This is a genomic window from Thalassotalea euphylliae (assembly GCF_042682785.1).
Classification (GTDB): domain Bacteria; phylum Pseudomonadota; class Gammaproteobacteria; order Enterobacterales; family Alteromonadaceae; genus Thalassotalea_F; species Thalassotalea_F euphylliae.
Map to the genome: position 1 here is coordinate 15,856 of NZ_JBHUIB010000001.1, position 21,577 is coordinate 37,432.

Here is a 21,577-nt window from a genome sequence, read left to right on the forward strand (position 1 = left end):
AGGCGGATTTTAGCATCTGCTATTATCGTTAAAGCTTTAGATATTAGCTGAACTGATTTGAGGTGTTCTTCGCACCACCTGCTTTCAACGCATTCTCACCAGCGAAGTATTCTTTATGCGCATCACCAATGTCAGAACCTGACATGTTTTGGTGCTTAACACAGGCAATACCTTGGCGGATTTCTTGGCGCTGTACATTCTTCACGTAACCTAGCATTCCTGCTTCACCAAAGTACTCTTTCGCTAAGTTATCTACTGACAATGCAGTTGTGTGGTAAGTTGGTAAAGTAATTAAGTGATGGAAGACATTCGCTTCACGAGACGTATCCGCTTGGAAGGTACGTGTACGCTCATCTGCTTCAGCTGATAATTCAGAATCATCATATTTCGCGTTCATTAAATCATTGCGGTCGTAAGCCGAAACGTCTTTACCTTCTTCAACCCAAGCATCGTATGCTTGCTGACGGAAGTTCAATGTCCAGTTGAATGACGGAGAGTTGTTGTATACGAGCTTCGCATTCGGGTGAACTTTGCGTACATCATCCATCATACCTTTGATTTCATGTACCGTAGGAACTGCGGTTTCAATCCAAAGTAAATCAGCACCTGCATTTAGTGCACCGATACAGTCAAATACACAACGCTCATGGCCTGTACCCTCGCGGAACTGGTATAAACCAGAAGGTAAACGCTTAGGACGAACTAACTTACCACCACGATTAATAACAACATCACCCTCGTTCATTTCTGATACGTCGATTTCTTCAACGTCTAAGTATGAGTTGTAGATATCACCTTCATCACCTGGTTCTTTAACCACTGCTATTTCTTTTGTAAGACCTGCGCCTTCTGAGTCAGTACGAGCAACGATGATACCGTTATCAATACCTAGCTCTAAGAAAGCGTGACGTAATGCGCGAATTTTCGCGTGGAAATCTGCATGCGGAACCGTTACTTTACCGTCTTGGTGACCACATTGCTTTTCATCTGCTACTTGGTTTTCAATCTGAAGTGCACAAGCACCTGCTTCAATCATTTGCTTAGCCATTAAGTAGGTTGCTTCAGCATTACCAAAGCCAGCGTCAATATCAGCAATAATTGGTACAACATGTGTTTCGTAATTATCAATTGCGTCTTGCAGCTCTTTCACTTTCGCTTGATCATCTGCTGCTACTGCTTTATCTAATTCACCAAATAGTAGGCCTAGTTCTCTCGCATCTGCTTGACGTAGGAAGGTGTATAGCTCTTCTACTAACGACGCTACCGCTGTTTTTTCGTGCATAGATTGGTCTGGAAGAGGGCCGAATTCAGAGCGTAGCGCTGCGACCATCCAACCTGAAAGGTAAAGGTACCTACGTTTTGTGCTACCGAAATGCTTTTTAATTGAAATAAGCTTCTGTTGACCAACAAAACCATGCCAGCAGCCTAATGACTGCGTGTACTTCGTGTTGTCTGCGTCAAAAGCTTCCATATCTGCACGCATGATGTCAGCAGTGTACTGTGCGATGTCTAATCCTGTTTTAAACTGGTTTTGCGCTCTCATTCTCGCAACCGACTCTGGGTTGATCGCTCCCCATGAATCACCGGCTTTTGCTTTAATTGCTCTTACCGCTTCAATTGCACTTTGATAATTAGACATAGTGATACCCTTGTGTATTAGTTGTGTAATGTGCGCTGGAATCATTCATTGCGCTTGACACAAATACTAATCCCGAAAACTCAAATCCAACCAATTTATAAACTTTATCACCACCATTCACAAAGATTATACATACTACAAAAACTCGCTCTAACCATTGTTTTTATTAAACTTTATATTTATACAATTTTAAGTTTGCATTTGAGTAATTACACCAATATTATTTATATTAATCAAAACACAGAACAGGATAGCCATTATGAATATCTCTAAAATAGACTTAAATTTGTTGATTTACCTCGATGTCTTGTTACGTGAAAAAAATGTCACACGTGCTGCTAGTCAGCTAAATATTACACAGCCCGCCATGAGTAATGGTTTAAAGCGCTTGCGTAACCTATTTAACGATCCCATCCTAGTGCGTACTTCTGACGGTATGGTACCAACAGAGAGAGCAAGAGCGCTCTCCCCTGTCATTCGCAAGATCCTTTTGGAACTTGAAGAAGCACTTCAAGGAGAAGAGGAATTCAATCAAGAAAATAGTCAACGCGTGTTTCGTATAATGGCGAGTGACTATGCAGCATCAACGCTTATCCCGAAACTGCTCAAGAAAGTCAACAAAATAGCGCCTAATGTCACAATGGATATCATGACCCCAAGTGACGTTAATTTTCATGACGTTGAGGCTGGTAAAATTGATATGGCTATCAACCGTTTTGATGAACTCCCTCAATCTTTTCATCAAAAAACGATCTGGCGAGATGGCTTTTCTTGCTTGCTGAGCGCAGATAACGAGGTGGTCACTAAATTTAATTTGAACACCTATTTATCCTCTAAACACGTTTGGGTATCTAAGACTGGCTTTGGTATCGGCGTTGGTATGGACCCAACAGATGTTCAAAAGCTAGGTTGGGTGGACGAAGCACTTTCAAGGTTAGGAAAGAAGCGTGACATAAAAGTGTTTACCCGTAACTACCATGTGGCAATGCAACTTGCTTATGAAGACGGTCTAATAGCCACTCTGCCTAGCAAGGCGGCACTGCTGCACAAAGATGATCCAAATTACACCATTTTAAAGCCACCTTTTGATATTCCAGATATTGAACTCAAAATGATTTGGAGCCCACTGCTGCACCATGATGCAAGCCACATTTGGTTTAGACAGTTAATCATGGAAGCTGCTGCTGAAAGTTAACATAGAACTTTCAATCGCTATTTCAACTGTAAAGGCGCCTTGTGCGCCTTTTTTGTGGACTTGAAAAACCAGTCATTCGTTTACAACAAGAAAAATAGCCAAACCATTCACAGAGGTTATACCAAACATCATTTAGAGCAATAACTTTAAAAACAAGTCACTCCTCATGTATGAAAACCGCGTGAAAGCACCGTAAACTCTGAGCAACGTAAATTCATGTGTAGATTTTATCGAGTATGTTTTCGAATTAATGCTGCTAGCTAACGCGCTGAGCACTTGCAGCCATAAATGATAGTGATACATTTCACATTATCTATTCAAGAAATTGAGAAGGCTTGATCATGACAGAACGCATTTCGTTACATGGGCTAAAAGTTGCCACACCACTTTACAACTTATTAGAAGAGCATGTTATTCCTCAGCTTCCAGTATCTTCTGACGACTTCTGGCAAGGTGCTACAGATATCATTAAAGAACTATCACCAATCAACAAAACACTGCTTGAAAAGCGAGACTCGCTACAACAGTCAATAGATGAGTGGCATTCAAAGCATAAATACACGCAAGAAACATTTCCTGCCTATAAATCATTCCTTGAGGAAATTGGCTACATCGAACCATCGGTAACTACTTTCACGATAAATACAGAGAATGTTGACGCAGAGTTGGCAAAAATGGCTGGCCCGCAATTAGTGGTTCCCATCATGAACGCACGCTTTGCTCTTAATGCCGTAAATGCCAGATGGGGAAGCCTTTATGATGCCTTGTATGGTAGTGATGTCATTGCAGAAGATAATGGCGCTGAGAAAACAGGTCAATATAACCCCATTCGTGGTCAGCAAGTTATCAAATACGCAAAGCAATTTTTAGATGACAGTTTTCCATTAGTCGGCGCTTCCCACAACCAGGTCATCCGCTACGGCATTGAAAACCACCAGTTGGTTATTGAGACTCAAGACGGTGCACAACGTTTCAAAGATGCAGATGCTTTTCTTGGCTATAAAATTGATGGAGAGAACTTATCTATACTGCTCACTCATAATAATTTGAAAATTGAGCTTGTTGTAAACCCTAATAGTGCAATCGGACAAACGGATACCAGCGGGCTTGCTGATATCAATGTAGAATCTGCATTAACCACTATTATGGACTGTGAAGACTCAGTCGCTGCTGTAGACGCTGACGACAAGGTACTTGCATACAGTAATTGGTTAGGTTTGGTTCAAGGTACGCTTACAGAGACGGTTACCAAAGGCGGAAAGTCATTTACCCGTTCAATGAATGCTGACAAAGCATACACCGACAAAACAGGACAGCACTTCACAACCAAAGGGCGTAGTGTCATGTTTGTGCGCAACGTAGGGCACTTAATGACTAATAATGTCATCACCGATGAACAAGGCCAGCCGGTTCCAGAAGGCATTGTTGACGCTATTGTCACAAGTGCAATTAGCGCCTTGGATGTTCTCAATAAAAATACGTTATCAAACAGTGAACACGGTTCAATTTATATCGTAAAACCGAAAATGCATGGTTCAGAAGAGGTCGCCTTTGCTAACCAACTATTTTCGGCCGTAGAACGCATGCTAACACTACCTGAAAATACCATTAAAATGGGTATTATGGATGAAGAACGTCGTACCAGTATCAACCTTAAAAACTGTATTCATGCGGCTAAAGATCGTGTGGTGTTTATAAACACCGGTTTCCTTGATAGAACGGGTGATGAAATTCATACCTCGATGCTTGCAGGTCCAATGACTCGCAAGAATGAAATAAAACAAACCCCTTGGATAGGCGCATACGAACAAAACAACGTTGATATAGGCTTAGCCTGTGGTTTGAGTGGTAAAGCCCAAATTGGTAAAGGTATGTGGCCAGTACCTGATAACATGCAGGATATGATGAGCACTAAAATCGCTCACGTAGAGTCAGGTGCCAATACAGCTTGGGTCCCCTCGCCAACCGCGGCAACACTGCATGCATTGCATTATCATCAGATAGATGTATTTGCACTACAGCAAACACTTCTTGAGCGCGAAGCAGCAAGCCTTGATGACATACTCACGATTCCATTAGCTGTAGATACCAACTGGACAAAAGAAGAGATTAGCCAAGAATTAGATAACAATTGCCAAGGCATATTAGGCTACGTTGTTCGTTGGATTGATCAGGGTATTGGTTGCTCCAAAGTACCTGATATCAATGATGTTGGCCTAATGGAAGATAGAGCCACCCTTCGTATCTCAAGCCAGCATATTGCAAATTGGCTGGCACACAGTATTTGTAGTGCAGAACAGGTCATAGCAAGTTTACAAAAAATGGCCGCAATTGTTGATGAGCAAAACAAACAGGATCCTCTATACCAGTCGATGGCACCCAAGTTTGAAAATAGCATTGCGTATAAAGCAGCTTACGATCTGATTTTTAAAGGGAAAGAGCAGCCAAGCGGCTATACAGAGCCTCTACTTCACCACTACAGAGAGGAGAAAAAAGCGCTCGGATAATTGATATAGCTATTTGTTCCAATTTATTACGTTTTAGGTTGGAACAAATAGCGCCCTTACCTTGTCAAAACGTCAGATATGAACTCAGCAGACACGGACAGTTCAGCTAAAATTCAGCTTTCGCACTATATTCTTCGCGAAGAATAGCAACAGTTCTGCAGCTTATCTCACAATTACGACCGCTTATCCCAAAGCAGTCGCAATACCGAGTGTTACAAATTATAGTAAAATGGTGCAATTTAGTTACAAGTGTTGCATTAACGTGGCGTAAATCGGCCAAGAGGATGAAACGATGAATACTACACTGAAGGCGTTAATAGCGATAACGGCGTTAAGCACAGTTAGTACGTGTTTTACTGTATCCAAAGCAACTGCAGGCGTGCCTGAGCAGCCTGAATACGATATTGTATTGATAAACAAATACACGTCTACAAGTCAGTTCGACAAAGACATTGGTGCACCAACCAATATCGTAGCGACTGAAAGTTTCGCGCAGATTTTCGATAAACCACTTGTTCGCATTCCGCTTGACGATGTCATGACCAGTACGAAAGCTTTTAAGAAAAGCGAGCTTTTCGAATTAGCCACTGTTTTGAACGATAAGATTCAACAATTGATTGCATTGTTTACACAAGACTCACCTAGTTACTCCGTTAATGAGCATGGTGAAATGGCGTTGAAAAAAACAAAGACGTGTAAAATCGACCGTAGCTAAATTAAAGACTTCCCAATGAAAATGCCACACCTAGGTGTGGCATTTTTGTTGATTGTTTACCAATGACAAGACGACTAAGGTAAACAGGCGCCTACTAAAATTGGTAGGCGCTGCTTTTTTCCAATAATTGCTTAGACGACATCTTATCTATCGCACACGCGTTAATATCTTGTTTTTTGAAGACATGGATCTTGTCGTTATACCCTTTGCCTAGAGCGTTTGAGGCTCCGCCATCTTTTAGAATCAGCGTAACGTGCTCCCCTTTAGGTAATGCGCGTAACCCGTTGCCGTATAGACACAATGTTTCACTCAACTGTGCGCTCAAGTTGTTGTAATAGGTTGTGCGGTTTTCCTCTTGCTTGCGCTGCTGGGCTGCCTGCCTAGTTTGAAAGCCTTGTAAACGCGTCGCTAATTTTTGTTTCTCTTTTTCGAGTTTCGCTTTTTTATTTGCTAACTTATCTTTTTCAGCTTTAAGCGCTTTCTTTTCTTCATCGTCAGCACGGCGCATTTGAAATTCAATATCACGCCCTTCCCTTTCGATATCTCGCATTTCATGCGCAATATCTCGTTGTTCATCGCGCAAGTCTCGCAGTTCTTCACGGTTTTCGGATAAGCTTTCCATAGCTCGTTCATAGCTTCTAGAAGCGGACTCCATCGCCTTTGCAATCTCTACATTAACATCCACATTGGCTACTTCACTGGCTTCTTGCACTTGCTCTTCTATGGTCGCGATCTGATCCGGACTCAGCGCAGGCATAGGAGGTAATGGTGGCATTGCGTAACTGTAGCTGTAGTTATAACTCCCCCAATGACCTGCTCGACCATTTGCTCTCAGCGTGAAAAGCACACCTTGCCCTTTAAGGTAAGTACTTTCGATAGAATTTAAACTTACCTTACGTTCCTGACCTAGCTCTTGCACTGACGTACGGATGATTTTCTCCATGATAGTCAGCTGCTTATGAAGCTGCTCAGTGTTTACATTGTCACTTGCACTCGCTGTCATCACAGTAGCTGCACATAATAAAGGTAATAAAGTCGCTTGTTTGTTCATGGTTTACTCCTCTACAACCCATGATGCAGGCTGCATAACATTATTGTCTGTTGAATAAGGTGATTGGTATCGTAAAGACTCTTCCAGTTGTCGGTACATAATTCGCTGTTCAAGCATGTCATCCTGTCTTTGATCATTGATAAATTGGATGAAATCGCTCATATCTTCTTTGCGCTCTTGTCTTGATGTATCCAGAATATAACTTGCCAACTGCAAGTTACTTTGTTGCTGTTTCTCTGTCAGCGTTGCGGTGAAATTTGCCAGTGTTAACTGCTGCTGATACTGCAACTCTTTCATCTTTTCATCGACTTGCGCACTGACTAATTTTGCGACGTGTTGTTCTGAATGTTGTTTTCCAAAGGCCAACAACATTCCCTCTTCATTGACACTGACTCGCACGTTAAAAAGCACTAAAGCCATCGCAAAGCAGGAAAACGCCATCGATACAGCAGGTAAACCTTGCCATTGCCACCAGTGCTTTTCCTCAAACTCAATACCAGCCGTTCTATCCCATTCCGGAACGGTTTGTTCAACGTTTTGCTCTGCAAGGTATTCAACGTATTTGGCTGTAGCAATCTGCTCTTTCATCTCTTGCTCGTTTGATAGATCGTTTTCAAAAGCTTCACATTGTTCCTTGGTCAACTTCTTGTCGAGCCAATCATCAAATTCGTTATCACGCGGCGACATCTTCGACCTCCAGAAAATCTTTTAGTTTACTCAGCGCACTATACAGTCGCGATTTAGCAGTATTAGTTGAAATACCTAGCTGCTGTGCTATCTCTTCAAAGGTAAAGTGCTGGAAGAACTTCATTTCAACCAACAGTTTTTGATTAAACGGCAACTTTTGCATAGCAAGGTGCAATTCTGTGTGCTGTTGCCCGTCGCTCATACTCGTTTCTAGACACATACCATCACTTTCATCTGCTTGCTCAGGCGCATCATCGATCGATTGTAGCGGCCGCTTTTTGCGGTAAAACTCGATACAACGATAGTGCGCTATTTTAAATAGCCACCCTTTGAATGGACTTTCTCCTCGAAACGTCGGTAAGTTACGAAAGACCGCAATAAAGATATCTTGCATAAGGTCTTTCGCGTCATCCGGGTTGTTCACCATACGGTATGCATAGTTATAGATACCGGACTCATAACGTTTAACTAACGTTACCCACGCTGACTTCTTTCCATTCAAGGCTTTTTTTATGAGCGTTTCATCGCTTCGTTCAAACACGTTCTATCCTATATGTGCGTGTTATATTCATTGTTATTAATAAGGTAGGAACACAGATCCAAATAGTTTGAAAATTTTTTAATTTTTTTTCAGTAACGTTGTCACTATGTCTGATAACTTTAAATAAAGACGCTGACGCATGCTGGTGGCTCGCCACAACAACCCTATTTCACGGTACATTTCCGCGGGCATTTTCTCTAGCGCCAGGCCTTCATCCTGCCCAACGCCATGGTTTACCGCCATCTCTGGAAGGAACGTTACACCATTATGATATGCAGCCATTTGCACCAAGGTGGTTAAACTTGAGGCAAAGAAAGGGTTAATCAGCGTTTGATCTTCCACATTGCACGCACTAACGGCATGCTCAGACAAACAATGTTCTTGTGAGAGCAGAAAAATACTGTGCTGAGGCAATAAATGATAATCAGCCTGCTTTTTGACTTTTTCTATCAGCGTGGGGTTACCTGCAATATAGAAATCGTCTCGGCCAACACTTTTTTGTTGAAAACTATGTTGTTGCACAGGAAGTGCCAATAGCGCTACATCAATCTCGCCATCTGCAAGCATTCGCATTAAGTTCTCAGTCGTATCTTCACGAAGAAATAGCGATAATTCAGGCAGTTCATGTTGGCACTGCTGAACAATACGAGTCAGTACATACGGCGCAATGGTTGGAATACTGCCGAGTCGTAAACTTCCCCCTAGTGGTGTGCCATGGTGCTTACAGAAATCCGCTAACTCTGCGGTTGAAACAATGATTTGCCTTGCTTTTTTTACCACCTCTTCGCCATGCGGGGTAAAGATGAACGACTTGTGATCACGCTCTAACAATTGGCAGGCGAGTTGTTCCTCGAGTTTAAGAATTGCACTGCTCAAGGTTGATTGGCTAACAAAGCTTGCTTCTGCCGCACGATGAAAGTTTTTATGTTCATGAAGCGCCAGCAAATACTGGAGATGTTTTAGGTTAGGTAAAGCCATAAATATTAAATCTATAATAATGATTAATTACATGCTATTGATTATTAATAGCAATTAAATAGATAAAAAAAAAGCCGCTCTTTAGAGCGGCTTTTTCAAAGACTAGATAAACTAGGCAAGCGATGCTGACAATATCCAGAAGAAGATAATTGAAAGACCCGCCCCTACAGGTAGTGTAATTACCCAAGACACAACAATATTACGTACAACACCTAAATTAATCGCTGCAATACCACGTGCCATACCAACACCTAATACCGCACCTACCAAAGTTTGTGTCGTCGAGATAGGTAAACCAGTACCTGATGCAATAACTACCGTACACGCTGCTGCTAATTCCGCAGCGAAACCACGGCTTGGTGTAAGGTGTGTAATACCTTTACCAATCGTTGCAATTACGCGATGACCAAAAATAGCAAGACCAGCAACAATACCTAAGCCACCTAGAGGAAGAATCCACCACTCTAGTGCTGCTTTCTTAACGATTTGACCTTCGTTACCTACAATACTTACTACCGCAGCTAGTGGGCCAATTGCATTGGCAACATCATTAGAGCCGTGTGCGAATGCCATACAACAAGCTGTCACAACCATTAATACCGCAAACACTTTCTCTACGTTAACGAACTGACGAGACTTCTCTGCTGTGTCATCAAACTTAAGGCGCGCAATAAATACCTTACCGATAATAGCAACTAGCAAGGCAACAGCCACTGCATATAAGTAACCCTCAACAGCACCAATCTCTAAACCGATATGCTTAAGACCTTTTTTGATTGTTACTAGCGATAGTACAAAGCCAGCTAGGAACATATACAAAGGTACCCAACGCTTTGCTTGCTTCAGTGGATTGTCAGTATCGAAGATAAGTTTTTGTGCACTGTTGAAAATAATAAAAGCTATTACACCTGATAGAAGTGGCGTCACAATCCAGCTACCAACAATGCCACCTACTTTACCCCAAGCGACAGTATCAACACTTACACCAATCGCAGCGAAACCAATAATCGCACCAACGATAGAGTGAGTAGTAGAAACAGGCCAGCCAAGTGCCGACGCAATTAAAAGCCAAGTGGCAGCGGCTAGCAGCGCTGAAATCATACCGTATACCAGTAGGTGTGGTATGTCAGTGAAATAGCCTGGATCAATAATGCCTTTTCGAATAGTAGACGTTACTTCACCACCTGCTAAATAGGCACCGGCAAATTCAAAAATCATCGCGATGATAATCGCTTGCTTAATGGTTAGTGCTTTTGAACCTACCGACGTACCCATAGCATTTGCTACGTCGTTCGCACCGATACCCCAGGCCATGAAAAAACCAACAACTGCGGCAATCATGACCAACATTGGGCCGTGAGATATTAAAATTTCCATAGAAATTAAACCCTAGTTCTTCGCTAATAAAATTTCTAAACGTGCACCTACACGCTCAGCTAGGTCGGCCAAATCACCTACCCATTCAATAATTTGATAAAGGAACATCACTTCAACTGGGTTTAACTCGGCTTCCATTTTGCGTAAACCTGAACGAAGATTAACTTGCATAGAATCAGTATCATCTTCGATTTCATCAAGTTGATGAATCATTTTTTCTACTAGATCAACTTCACGGCCACGGAAACCCGCTTCCAATAAGTCATCTAGCTCACAAATAGCATCGCCCGCCTTTTCAATTGCGTCCAAACAACGAGTTAAATATGCTTTAAAGTCGTCTTGAAGCAAGGCTGGGATCTCAATTTCACGACCCAAGGAACGGCCAGCAATATCTTTTGCTTTATTTGCTATGCGATCTTGCTGCGTCAAAAGCTCCAATAAATCAGCACGCTCAACAGGCATAAATAAACCGCCTGGTAACTCCAGTCTCAACTGACGCTTAAGGACATCTGCGTCTTTTTCTAACTGTGAAATTTCTTCGCGTAACTTTGTTGCCTTCTCCCAATCCTTCGCAATGACTGCGTCGAAAAAAGACGGTAGTTTGTTCGCACATTTACATACTATGCGTATGTGCTTTTCTAGTGGTTTGATAGGAGACTTTGCAAAGACCCCTAAAATTGAATTGTTCGGCATATATATTTTCCGGAGACAAATCTACTGGTTTGTTTTTCGACGCGGATTCTAGCCGAATAAATGGTATTTGCAACAAATTGTCGACGAACAACATCAAATACATCAAAAAACTGTTAAAAAAAAAGCACATATAAAATGTGCTTTTTTCGAAGTCTAGCTCAATTTGTCGCCAAATGTTACCTAAATATTACAGGTTTTGCATATCTTCTGGGCTAGTGTGACGTACAACTTTACCTTTCACAAAGTACATGATGTATTCACAGATGTTTTGACAACGATCACCGATACGCTCAAGTGCTCGTGCAGACCAAATGACACTCATGATTTGTGGGATAGAGCGTGGGTCTTCCATCATGTAAGTCATTAACTGACGCATTAAACCTTCATATTCGCGGTCAATTTTGTCATCGCCTTGGTGCACTTTAAGCGCCGCATCAAAATCCATGCGGGTAAATGCGTCAAGCGTCGCTTGCAGCATTTGCAGTACACTGCGACCCAAGTTTTCAAGGCTTACAAGCAAATCTCGCTGCTCTTTAGAAAAGCTCTCTTGTGCAACTTTTGCAATTTTTTCTGCCTCGTCACCAATACGCTCAAGGTCTGTAATGGTTTTGATGATTGCCATGATCAAACGCAAATCACCTGCAGCAGGTTGACGCTTAGCAATAATGCGAGAACATTCTTCATCAATGTTCACTTCCAAATTGTTAATTTGGTAATCATTTTTAAGTACGTTGTCAGCAAGCTTTTCATCACCGTCGATCATTGCGGCAATAGCGTCTTTTAGTTGCTTTTCAACCAAGCCTCCCATGCTCATGACATGGTTAATAACACGCTCTAAATCTTCGTTAAATTGGCCAGAAATATGACGGCCTACATTTAAATTATCCATAAGTATCTCTTTTCAATGCCTTATTTAAAGTATAGCCAAGCTACCATTAACCGTAACGGCCAGTAATGTAGTCTTCCGTTTGCTTCTTAGCTGGCGTTGTAAACAACGTATTTGTATCGCTGTATTCAATTAGGTCGCCCATGTACATGAATGCAGTTTGGTCAGAAACACGCGCTGCTTGCTGCATGTTGTGTGTCACTATCACAACGGTAAACTGTTTTTTCAGATCGTTAATTAACTCTTCAATAGTTAATGTCGAAATAGGGTCAAGTGCTGAAGTTGGTTCATCAAGCAGCAATACTTCTGGCTCAATGGCAATGGCACGAGCAATAACAAGACGTTGTTGCTGACCACCTGAAAGGCCTAAAGCGCTCTCATGTAAGCGATCTTTTACTTCGTCCCATAAAGCTGCAGCTTTAAGTGAACGCTCAACAGCCTCATCCAATACTCGACGATTATTTTCGCCAGTGATACGAAGGCCGTAGATAACGTTCTCATATATGCTTTTCGGGAACGGGTTAGGACGTTGGAAAACCATACCTACTTTGCGGCGAAGCGCAGCAACATCTACGTGCTTTGCGTAAATGTTCTCACCATGAAGGTCAATACCACCCTCAATGCGGCATATATCAACAAGGTCGTTCATGCGGTTAATACAACGAAGAAGCGTTGACTTACCACAACCTGATGGACCGATAAACGCTGTTACCTGCCCCTTAGGAATCTTCATCGAAATGTTATTTAGTGCCTGCTTTTCACCGTAGTATAAATTCAGGTCTTTGATTTCAAGTGCCGTTTGCTCTGGCGTTAAGTTAGCCAAGTCTAATGGTGCTGGTACATCACTTAGTGTTTTAGGGCTTACAGTAATCATAAATAACTCTTTAATTTTTCAGGGGATGCAGCCTTGGCTGCATCCGATAAATCTTTAATGTAATTAGTGCTCTAGCGCGCGGTATTTTTCACGTAACTTGTTACGGATATTTACCGCCGTCATGTTCAGCGACACGATGATAGTCACAAGTAGTAATGCCGTTGCATATACTAATGGACGCGCCGCTTCTACGTTCGGGCTTTGGAAGCCAACATCGTAGATGTGGAAACCTAAGTGCATGAACTTACGGTCTAAGTGTAAGAACGGGAAGTTTCCATCGAGCGGTAACGTTGGTGCCATTTTTACAACACCAACCAGCATTAGCGGTGCTACCTCACCTGCAGCACGCGCAATCGCAAGAATAATACCTGTCATAATAGCAGGGCTTGCGATAGGCAGAATGATTCTCCACAAGGTTTCTGCTTTTGTTGCGCCAAGCGCCAAACTGCCGTGACGCATAGCCGCTGGAATACGTGCTAAACCTTCTTCCGTTGAAACAATAACAACGGGTAGCGTTAGGATAGCAAGTGTTAATGCTGACCATAGTACGCCTGGCGTACCAAAGGTTGGGCTAGGCAGTGTTTCAGGGTAGAACAATTGGTCTAAGTTACCACCTACCATGTAGACGAAGAAACCTAAGCCAAATACACCGTATACAATAGATGGAACACCCGCTAGGTTGATTACCGCAATTCGAATTAACTTAGTGAAGGCATTTTTGCCTGCATACTCATGCAAGTAAATCGCTGCAATAACACCAAACGGCGCTACAATCACGGTCATTAACAGTACCATTAGTACTGTACCGAAAATCGCTGGGAATACACCACCTTCAGTGTTCGCTTCACGTGGCTCATCAAAAATAAAGCCCACGATTTGGTCAAGGAACACGCCGACTTTACCAAAAAAGCCTAGTCGGTTGTTAAACGTAATTTTAATGATTTGCTCAAAGTTAATGGTAACTTTCTCACCGCCCATTGAGCGCATGATAATTTGGTCGCGCGAAACTTTGGCACGCAATGCCATTAAATCTTTCTCTAATACTTCGTATTCTTCACGCAATGCATTGGCGTCAGCATCAAGCTCTGCTTTGACTTCTGCCGTTAGTGTACCTTCTAGTACGTGCTTACGCTCTTTAAGGCGAATACGCTCTAGGTTGTAGTTGATAGCGCCAATGTCTACTTTTTGCAGCTCAGAGATTTCATCTTGGAAATCGTTAACGCGATCAAGCAATTCATCTAGTTTAGATACATCAACGTTTTGTCCATCTAAAACAACACTGTCAACGTAGCCATAGAAGTTACCACCACTGCGACGTTCAACAATAGCAATGCCTTCTGGTTGGCTTTGTGAGGTGATTTGAGGGCCTAAAATCCATCTAAAATCTAAACTTACTAGTTCACGGTTACCTGTTTTTATTAAGTAACGCTCAACCGTATCTTGGCCTTCAGGTAGCTTAAGCTCCAGATGCGCAAGCTGTGATACAGGTGTTCGAACGCGATCATAAATTTCACCAATAACCGTTGACGAGTTACCTTTTTCATCAATCATTTCGAATTGATGTACTTGCGACGGCCAGAAATATGACAAACCGTTTGACGCAATCAACCATAATAGGCCAATTACTGAAATTAAGCTCAAGCTAACGCCGCCGGCAGAAAGCCATACCCAAGGGGAGCCTGTTTTAAACCAATCTTTCATTTAATCAATCCTTCCCTTACAACGAGCTGTATTTTTCTCTTAGACGTTGACGAACAAATTCAGCCAGCGTATTGAAGACGAAAGTAAATACGAATAGAACGAATGCAGCCAAGAATAGGATACGGTAGTGCGAACTACCCACTTCTGATTCTGGCATTTCAACAGCGATGTTTGCTGACAATGTACGCATACCTTGGAAGATACTCCAATCAAGGATTGGCGTATTACCGGTTGCCATCAATACAATCATGGTTTCACCTACGGCGCGGCCAAGACCCATCATAATGGCAGAGAATATACCTGGACTTGCCGTTAACAAGACCACTTTCACCAATGTTTGCCATTGTGTAGCACCCAGTGCCAATGACCCACTTGTCAGATGCTTAGGTACAGAGAAGATTGCATCTTCTGCCATTGAGAAAATAGTTGGTACTACTGCAAAACCCATCGCAATACCCACGACTAGCGCGTTACGTTGGTCAAAAGAAATACCTAAATCGTTCGTAATGAATTTACGAATATCACCACCGAAGAATGCTGCTTCCATCACAGGTGATAGAGCGAATGATAACAAGCCAGCCAAGATTAAAATTGGGATCAGAATAATCGGCGCCCACTCTTCAGGTAGGATAGCTTTATATTTCTTCGGTAAATGGTACCAAGTAAAGGCGGTTAAGATGGTTGCCACCGGCAACATAATCAATAACAAGACAATCGCTGGCAAATAATCTTCAATTAATGGTGCCAACCAAAGACCCGCTAAGAAACCTAGAATTACCGTTGGTAACGCTTCCATTAGCTCAATGGTAGGTTTTACTTTTTTACGTAGAGCTGGGGGCATAAAGTAAGCGGTGTAAATCGCTGCACTTAATGCTAGCGGCACAGCAAATAGCATTGCGTATGCAGCCGCTTTCATCGTACCGAATGAAATAGGTACTAATGAGAATTTAGATTCGAAATCGTCAGTACCACCAGTAGATTGCCAAATGTAGTCGGGCTCAGGATAACCTTCATACCAAACTTCCTGCCATAACGCTTTCCACGTTACTTCTGGATGTTGGTTATCAACTTTCAGTAAAGCGATGGTGTTATCTTCGATGAACATAATAGCATCAGCACGCGGTGCGATAACTAATGCCTTAGGTGCCGCTTTAGCAATCGTACCATGCCACAAATCTGCATATGATGTTGTGTAGAACATGCCCATATCACCTGAAGGTGTCATGGTGTAGAAGCTCTTACGGAACATTTCGGTATAAATAGCTATTACAGGCTCAGTTTCTGACGCAGTAAATGTGCGAATTTCTTGGAACTGACGGCCGTTTTTACCCGCAACTTCAAACCATTGGCTTACTTGGCCATTGCTCATACCAAATAATACGGAGCTGCCACCTGACAACAGTGACATGGTTGTAATGTCAGTACCTTGCTCAACCACGTTAGTCAGCTCAGCTTTCAACTCTACCGACCAGTCATCGTCCATGTCGTACACATAAACATGGTTGCCAGAACGTACAAAAGCCATCATTAAATCTGGCGTGATTAAGATGTCGTCAACGCTTGGACCAAAAAACTCGATTTCTTGGTATACCGGCTCAAATGCTGGGTCGTAGTTGAAGTCATCATCAGCAACGAACGTTGTCTTGATAAGACGCTTATCAGCCGTGTAAGCAACAAACATGGCTTTTTCTTCGTGCATGTTAAAGCCAATTTTGCTGATTTCACCTTCTTGTTCATCAACCGGCAGGTTTTCTTCACCTAGTGGGTAAACAATTGACGGTGTGATATCACGACTATCTTTCGGATAAATTGCCGTAAATTTTGTGCCAATGAGTTTTACTGCACCATCTGCATCAATGATAAGGTGGCGACCAGCGCCAGCGTCAATTGATTGCGCAATATCAGTTTCAGCAACCTGATTTACAGAAATCACACTACCTTGGTCACGGAAATCACTTTCTGACATCTGGTAGAAGCTAAGATTACCGTCAGCGGTTAACTGATAAGCAACTTCCTTAAGCTCATCAAGACCTGTGGCAACGACATTGCTAGTTGATGTCACCTGAATTTCGCTCATCGGCTCAACACTAGCCGATTCGAAAATAGGTTTAATGACATAAAGCAAGTACAAGAAGATTAAGATCAACGTAAATAGCACCATGACACCTCCGAGGGAGATGAACCACTTGGCTAGCTTATTTTTCACCTGACGAATATCAGACGATTGAGACGCTATAGACACTCAATTTACCTACTAAATAAATGGGGGTTAAAAAGAATTGAGCGGATTATATGATAGAAATATTACAGTTATGTGACAAAGAGGTTGTCATCAAAACGTCACAATTTTTGTACGGTAGATAAAATAAGGGCTAGAGCGATTCGCCTGATAACGGCAAATGACCGGTTTTCACCCAAATTGTGCACCCTATTTCACTAAAAGGGCTGTGTTTACTGTAACTTGGGCTGCGTATCCAAGTGCCCGCGGGGTAGCTGCCGAATTCGTCTTGAAATTCGCCAGATAACACGAATATTTCTTCGCCGCCTGCATGAACATGAGGCTTAAATACCGTACCCGGTTGCCATCTCACTAACGCGACATGTTCAGTGCCTATGCTATATAAAGGTTTTACAGAAAGGCCATCGACGAGCCCAGGAAGCCATTCTACTGTGTTGGTGTCTAACGCTATTTGCCTATTATCGTCTGTTTGGAATTGATTAAGCTTAACAAAAAGTTCACAGCCGTCGACACTAAACGGCGCATGGGTGGTACCTGCTGGATTCCTTAAATAAGTACCCGCAGGATAGTCACCATGCTCGTCACTAAATATGCCAGAAAGCACTAAGATTTCTTCGCCTCTGGGGTGTGGATGAGGGCTGAATTTGCTACCGGCTTGGTACTTCACCACGCTAGTGACATGACCACTTTCAGCTGCTTCGCGCTCCAGTTTTTTACGCGCTACGCCAGATGACGGAGACTCCTCCCATGCCATGTCTTGGGTAGATATGACTACTTTTTCACTAAAATCTAAATTCAGCACACCGCCACCTGATTTATATTTCTGTTTGGCATTAAACGACTAACGTTATTATTTACGAAGCTCTCGCCTCAGTATTTTACCTACGGCCGACTTAGGCAGTTCGCTCATAAATGTAACAGATTTAGGTACTTTGTAGGCAGTTAACTGTTCACGGCAAAACTCAATAACCGCCTGTTCAGATAATTCAGCTTCTGGTGTTAACACGAGATACGCACAAACCTTCTCACCTGAGTGCTCATCAGCTTCACCAATCACTGCTGCTTCCATGATTTGTGGGTGCGAGACAAGTACCTCTTCGACTTCGTTCGGATAAACGTTAAAGCCTGACACAATGATCATATCTTTTTTGCGATCAACAATCTTATAACGCCCATCGGCAAGCGAAATAGCCACATCACCGGTTTTAAAAAAGCCATTGATAATAGACGTCTCTGTCGCTTCAGGCAGCTGCCAATAGCCAGACATCACTTGCGGGCCTCTCGCTACCAGTTCACCTGCCTCTCCTTGGGGGACTTGCTGATTATTATCATCCCAAATTTGAATTTCGGTTGCAGTTAGCGGAAAACCAATAGTGCCGAGCATTTCATTGCCTGGTTCATTAAAACACAGCACAGGCGAAGTCTCTGACAAACCGTACCCTTCCGCGATTGAACATCCCGTTACTAATTGCCATGCTTGTGCAGCAGCTTGTGTTAATGCTGTACCACCCGAAATAGTCAATTTCAGGGCAGAGAAGTCCAGTTGTTTAAATTCAGGGTGGTGGCACAACCCTACGAATAAGGTATTTAATCCACAAAATGTCGTAAATTTGAAGGGTTTAATCGCGGCAACAAAAGCGTCTAAATCCCGCGGATTTGGGATAAGTATATTGTGCGCGCCATGAGAAGCCGCCAGTAACAAATTTACCAGAAACGCATAGATATGATAAAGCGGCAATGGACAAACATAGACGTCTTGGCCTTCTTTGCTCACATGCTTAAAGCGTTGAAATGATTGCTCAGCATTAGCAAGTAAGTTGTGATGACTTAACATCGCACCTTTGGAAAGCCCGGTTGTTCCCCCCGTGTATTGTAATACAGCGAGATCGTCGAGTGTTTTATTAACTTTATCCAGCTTGTTGATTAACTGGCCTTGTTCGATACACGACAACAGTGCGCTGTATTTTCCTAGATAGCTTTTATCCGGCATCAATAAATCTGTTGCACGCGTCACAATAACAGCTGATATTTCAGTATCTTCAAGCACTTTTTCGAGGTTTGGCAATAAATCTTCGAGGATAACAATTGCTTTAGCGCCAGAGTCTGAAAATTGATGCTTCATCTCACGCGGTGTGTACAAGGGGTTTGTGTTAACCAACACTAAACCAGCGAGCATCGCGCCATACGCTGCAATAGGAAATTGCAACAAGTTAGGCAATTGGATAGCAATGCGATCACCCGGGACTAACGTAGTGTGCTGTTGCAAATATTTCGCAAATCCAGATGCTTTTTCGTAAGTTTCAGCAAATGTCAGTGTCTGACCGAGCGCTGTAAAAGCAGGTTTGTCAGCATACTTTTCACAGCTCTCAGTCAGCAACGTTGCTAACGATTGATGACCACCGAGATCGATATTATTGTTGTTATCCATTCGCTATCCATACATTCTTTATTTGATAAAGAATGTATATATCAGTTTATGAATTAACTTTCCATAAGGCGGGAAAGCTTGTACTGCGGAATTGATTTTTCCTTTTGCAAACACACCTTTGGCTTTACTAAATGTTTGAAAGCCTTCCGGTCCGTGATAATGCCCCATGCCTGATGCGCCAATGCCACCGAACGGCAAATCGTCCTGTGCTACGTGCATAGCTGCATCATTAATACAAACACCACCGGAGTGTGTATTTCGTAGTACCTTCTCTTGGAGTGCTTTGTTATGACTACAAACATATAGTGCCAGCGGGCGCTCTCGCTCATTAACGTAAGTGATTGCCTGCTCTACGTCTTGGTAAGACACAATGGGCAGAAGAGGACCAAAAATTTCTTCTTGCATAACAATCATATCATCGGTCACGTTGGTTAACGCAATAAGCGGCAGTTTGCCTTTGGCTATACACGCGTCAACTGATTCTTCAGAGATACAATGTACATTTGCCCCTTTTTGCTGAGCATCATCCAACCAGTTTGTCAATCGTTCCAACTGTGCTTGGTTAATAATACTGGTGTAATCGTTGTTTCCCTCGACAGTCGGATACATTTTGTTAAACCAGTGCTTACAGGCAGTAATTAGATCGTCCGTTTTTCCTTCAGGGCAAAGAATATAGTCTGGAGAAACACATGTCTGCCCAGCATTTAACGTTTTAGCTAAGATGAAACGAGAAACTGCATCTCTCATGTCCATGTCATCACCAATAATAGTGGGCGATTTACCACCAAGTTCCAACGTTACTGGCGTTAAGTTTTTCGCAGCCTCTGCCATCACTAACTTTCCAACGCGCGTTGAGCCTGTAAATAATAAATGATCAAAGGCTTTTGTTGAGAAGTGTGCAGCAACTGTTGGTCCACCCGCAAAGATTGCGACATGATTTGCCCCAAACGCTTCGCCGATCATTTTTTCCATTACGGCATTTGTGTTTGGCGTAAATTCAGACATTTTAATCATCACCTGATTACCTGCAGCGAGCGCTGTTGCCAGAGGCCCAAGCGACAAGTAAAGCGGATAATTCCAAGGCGTAATAATACCGACTACCCCTAAAGGCTGATACATGACATATGCTTTAGCAGGTTGAAACAGCATACCTACATGGCGCTTTGACGGTTTCATCCATGATTTGACATGCTTGATTGCATAGTCGACAGCCATTAAAGACGGCATAAAGTCTGCCATCTTCGAATCACCTTCTGCTCTATTGCCAAAGTCTTTATCTAAAGCAGTCACTAACTGATTTTGATATTTCATCATTGCTGATCGTAGCTGTTTTAAATGCGCTATGCGCTGCTCAGCTGACCAATACGGCGTTGCTAAGAATGCCGCTTTTTGATCTGAAAACGTTTGTTCTATTGATGAAACTAGCTGTTCATCTTGCTCAGGCGTATATGGATTACTCGCCATAAAAATATCCTCCAAAACTCTAAGTTACCCAAGGTTACTTAATAATTTTAGATTGTTCAATATTTAACTCTTGTTAAGATAGAAAAAGCATGGCACTGGTATGTAAAGGCAATTGAACAGATGAAGTTAGAGCAAATCATGACATCTAAGGTAGTCACCTTAAATCTAGATGATAGTGTGGGTACGGCTTATAAACTGTTTCAAGACAATAGTTTTCATCACATTGTTATTGTAGATGAAAGTAACCTTGTATTAGGCGTGCTTACAGACAGAGACTTGTATAAGCATGTTGGTCCATCTGCTGGCACTGCTAAAGCAACAGCAAGAGAGTCAGCACAACTTACCAAAAAACTGAATTTGATCATGACTCGCGATGTCAGCATGGCCCCACCGTCACTGGATGTAAAAGACGCATTATTGTGGATTGATGAGAAAAAGATTTCATGTATCCCCGTCGTCGACGATAAAAAGCAGCTACTTGGGATTGTTACATGGCGAGATATTGTGCGTGTACTTGCGAACGTCCAAAGAAAGCAAAGCCAAGCCGCTAAATAACGTTTGACTAAACAACATTTAGCTTATTTTTGGGAGGGAAACTCCCG

At 42.5% G+C, this 21,577-nt stretch carries 18 protein-coding genes; 4 read left to right on the top strand and 14 right to left on the bottom strand.

Annotation, left to right across the window (positions count from 1 at the left end; genetic code table 11):
• Positions 1–43: 43 nt before the first annotated feature.
• Positions 44–1,639 (bottom strand): isocitrate lyase, encoded by a 1,596-nt coding sequence (locus ACFSJY_RS00080; RefSeq protein ID WP_386029843.1) that lies wholly within the window; start codon positions 1,637–1,639, stop codon positions 44–46.
• Positions 1,640–1,898: 259 nt separating this feature from the next.
• Here ACFSJY_RS00080 and ACFSJY_RS00085 point away from each other — a divergent pair, with 259 nt between their 5' ends.
• The 3 genes from ACFSJY_RS00085 (at position 1,899) to ACFSJY_RS00095 (ending at position 6,056) form a co-directional block, all read left to right on the top strand.
• Positions 1,899–2,834 carry a LysR family transcriptional regulator gene (locus ACFSJY_RS00085; protein WP_386029845.1) on the top strand — a complete coding sequence of 312 codons (936 nt, stop codon included), beginning with the start codon at positions 1,899–1,901 and terminating at the stop codon, positions 2,832–2,834.
• Between the two features lie 341 nt (positions 2,835–3,175).
• Positions 3,176–5,341 carry a malate synthase G gene (locus ACFSJY_RS00090; protein WP_386029847.1) on the top strand — a complete coding sequence of 722 codons (2,166 nt, stop codon included), beginning with the start codon at positions 3,176–3,178 and terminating at the stop codon, positions 5,339–5,341.
• 292 nt (positions 5,342–5,633) lie between these two features.
• Positions 5,634–6,056, top strand: coding sequence for a hypothetical protein (locus ACFSJY_RS00095; RefSeq protein ID WP_386029849.1), 423 nt, complete (start codon positions 5,634–5,636; stop codon positions 6,054–6,056).
• 94 nt (positions 6,057–6,150) lie between these two features.
• On the opposite strand, the gene ACFSJY_RS00100 is transcribed toward ACFSJY_RS00095, so the two are convergent.
• From ACFSJY_RS00100 to ACFSJY_RS00160, 13 genes are all read right to left on the bottom strand, one after another.
• Complete coding sequence (locus ACFSJY_RS00100) at positions 6,151–7,107, bottom strand: hypothetical protein (RefSeq protein ID WP_386029851.1); 957 nt, start codon at positions 7,105–7,107, stop codon at positions 6,151–6,153.
• Positions 7,108–7,110: 3 nt separating this feature from the next.
• Complete coding sequence (locus ACFSJY_RS00105) at positions 7,111–7,794, bottom strand: hypothetical protein (protein WP_386029853.1); 684 nt, start codon at positions 7,792–7,794, stop codon at positions 7,111–7,113.
• Positions 7,781–8,335: an RNA polymerase sigma factor gene (locus tag ACFSJY_RS00110; RefSeq protein WP_386029855.1), complete on the bottom strand. Its 555-nt coding sequence runs from the start codon at positions 8,333–8,335 to the stop codon at positions 7,781–7,783. Before ACFSJY_RS00110 ends, ACFSJY_RS00105 begins: the two co-directional genes overlap by 14 nt.
• 78 nt (positions 8,336–8,413) lie before the next feature.
• Entirely contained in the window at positions 8,414–9,313 is a 900-nt protein-coding gene (locus ACFSJY_RS00115) for a hydrogen peroxide-inducible genes activator (protein WP_386029857.1), read from the bottom strand.
• A gap of 111 nt (positions 9,314–9,424) precedes the next feature.
• Positions 9,425–10,690 (bottom strand): inorganic phosphate transporter, encoded by a 1,266-nt coding sequence (locus ACFSJY_RS00120; protein ID WP_386029859.1) that lies wholly within the window; start codon positions 10,688–10,690, stop codon positions 9,425–9,427.
• A gap of 12 nt (positions 10,691–10,702) precedes the next feature.
• A complete protein-coding gene (locus ACFSJY_RS00125) occupies positions 10,703–11,383 on the bottom strand; it encodes a TIGR00153 family protein (RefSeq protein WP_386029861.1) in 681 nt (226 codons plus the stop codon).
• A gap of 187 nt (positions 11,384–11,570) precedes the next feature.
• A complete protein-coding gene (phoU, locus tag ACFSJY_RS00130; RefSeq protein ID WP_386029863.1) occupies positions 11,571–12,272 on the bottom strand; it encodes a phosphate signaling complex protein PhoU in 702 nt (233 codons plus the stop codon).
• Between the two features lie 46 nt (positions 12,273–12,318).
• Positions 12,319–13,143, bottom strand: a complete 825-nt coding sequence (gene pstB, locus ACFSJY_RS00135) for a phosphate ABC transporter ATP-binding protein PstB (protein WP_386029865.1) — start codon at positions 13,141–13,143, stop codon at positions 12,319–12,321.
• A 63-nt stretch (positions 13,144–13,206) separates the two neighbouring features.
• Entirely contained in the window at positions 13,207–14,844 is a 1,638-nt protein-coding gene (pstA, locus tag ACFSJY_RS00140) for a phosphate ABC transporter permease PstA (protein WP_386029867.1), read from the bottom strand.
• A gap of 16 nt (positions 14,845–14,860) precedes the next feature.
• Positions 14,861–17,005, bottom strand: a complete 2,145-nt coding sequence (locus ACFSJY_RS00145; RefSeq protein ID WP_386032177.1) for an ABC transporter permease subunit — start codon at positions 17,003–17,005, stop codon at positions 14,861–14,863.
• Positions 17,006–17,216: 211 nt separating this feature from the next.
• Entirely contained in the window at positions 17,217–17,885 is a 669-nt protein-coding gene (locus tag ACFSJY_RS00150) for a cupin domain-containing protein (RefSeq protein ID WP_386029869.1), read from the bottom strand.
• Between the two features lie 48 nt (positions 17,886–17,933).
• Positions 17,934–19,511 carry an AMP-binding protein gene (locus tag ACFSJY_RS00155; protein ID WP_386029871.1) on the bottom strand — a complete coding sequence of 526 codons (1,578 nt, stop codon included), beginning with the start codon at positions 19,509–19,511 and terminating at the stop codon, positions 17,934–17,936.
• 18 nt (positions 19,512–19,529) lie between these two features.
• Positions 19,530–20,975: a coniferyl aldehyde dehydrogenase gene (locus tag ACFSJY_RS00160; protein WP_386029873.1), complete on the bottom strand. Its 1,446-nt coding sequence runs from the start codon at positions 20,973–20,975 to the stop codon at positions 19,530–19,532.
• A 120-nt stretch (positions 20,976–21,095) separates the two neighbouring features.
• Between ACFSJY_RS00160 and ACFSJY_RS00165 the strand changes: the two genes are divergently transcribed.
• Positions 21,096–21,530, top strand: coding sequence for a CBS domain-containing protein (locus ACFSJY_RS00165; RefSeq protein WP_386029875.1), 435 nt, complete (start codon positions 21,096–21,098; stop codon positions 21,528–21,530).
• Positions 21,531–21,577 lie beyond the last annotated feature (47 nt).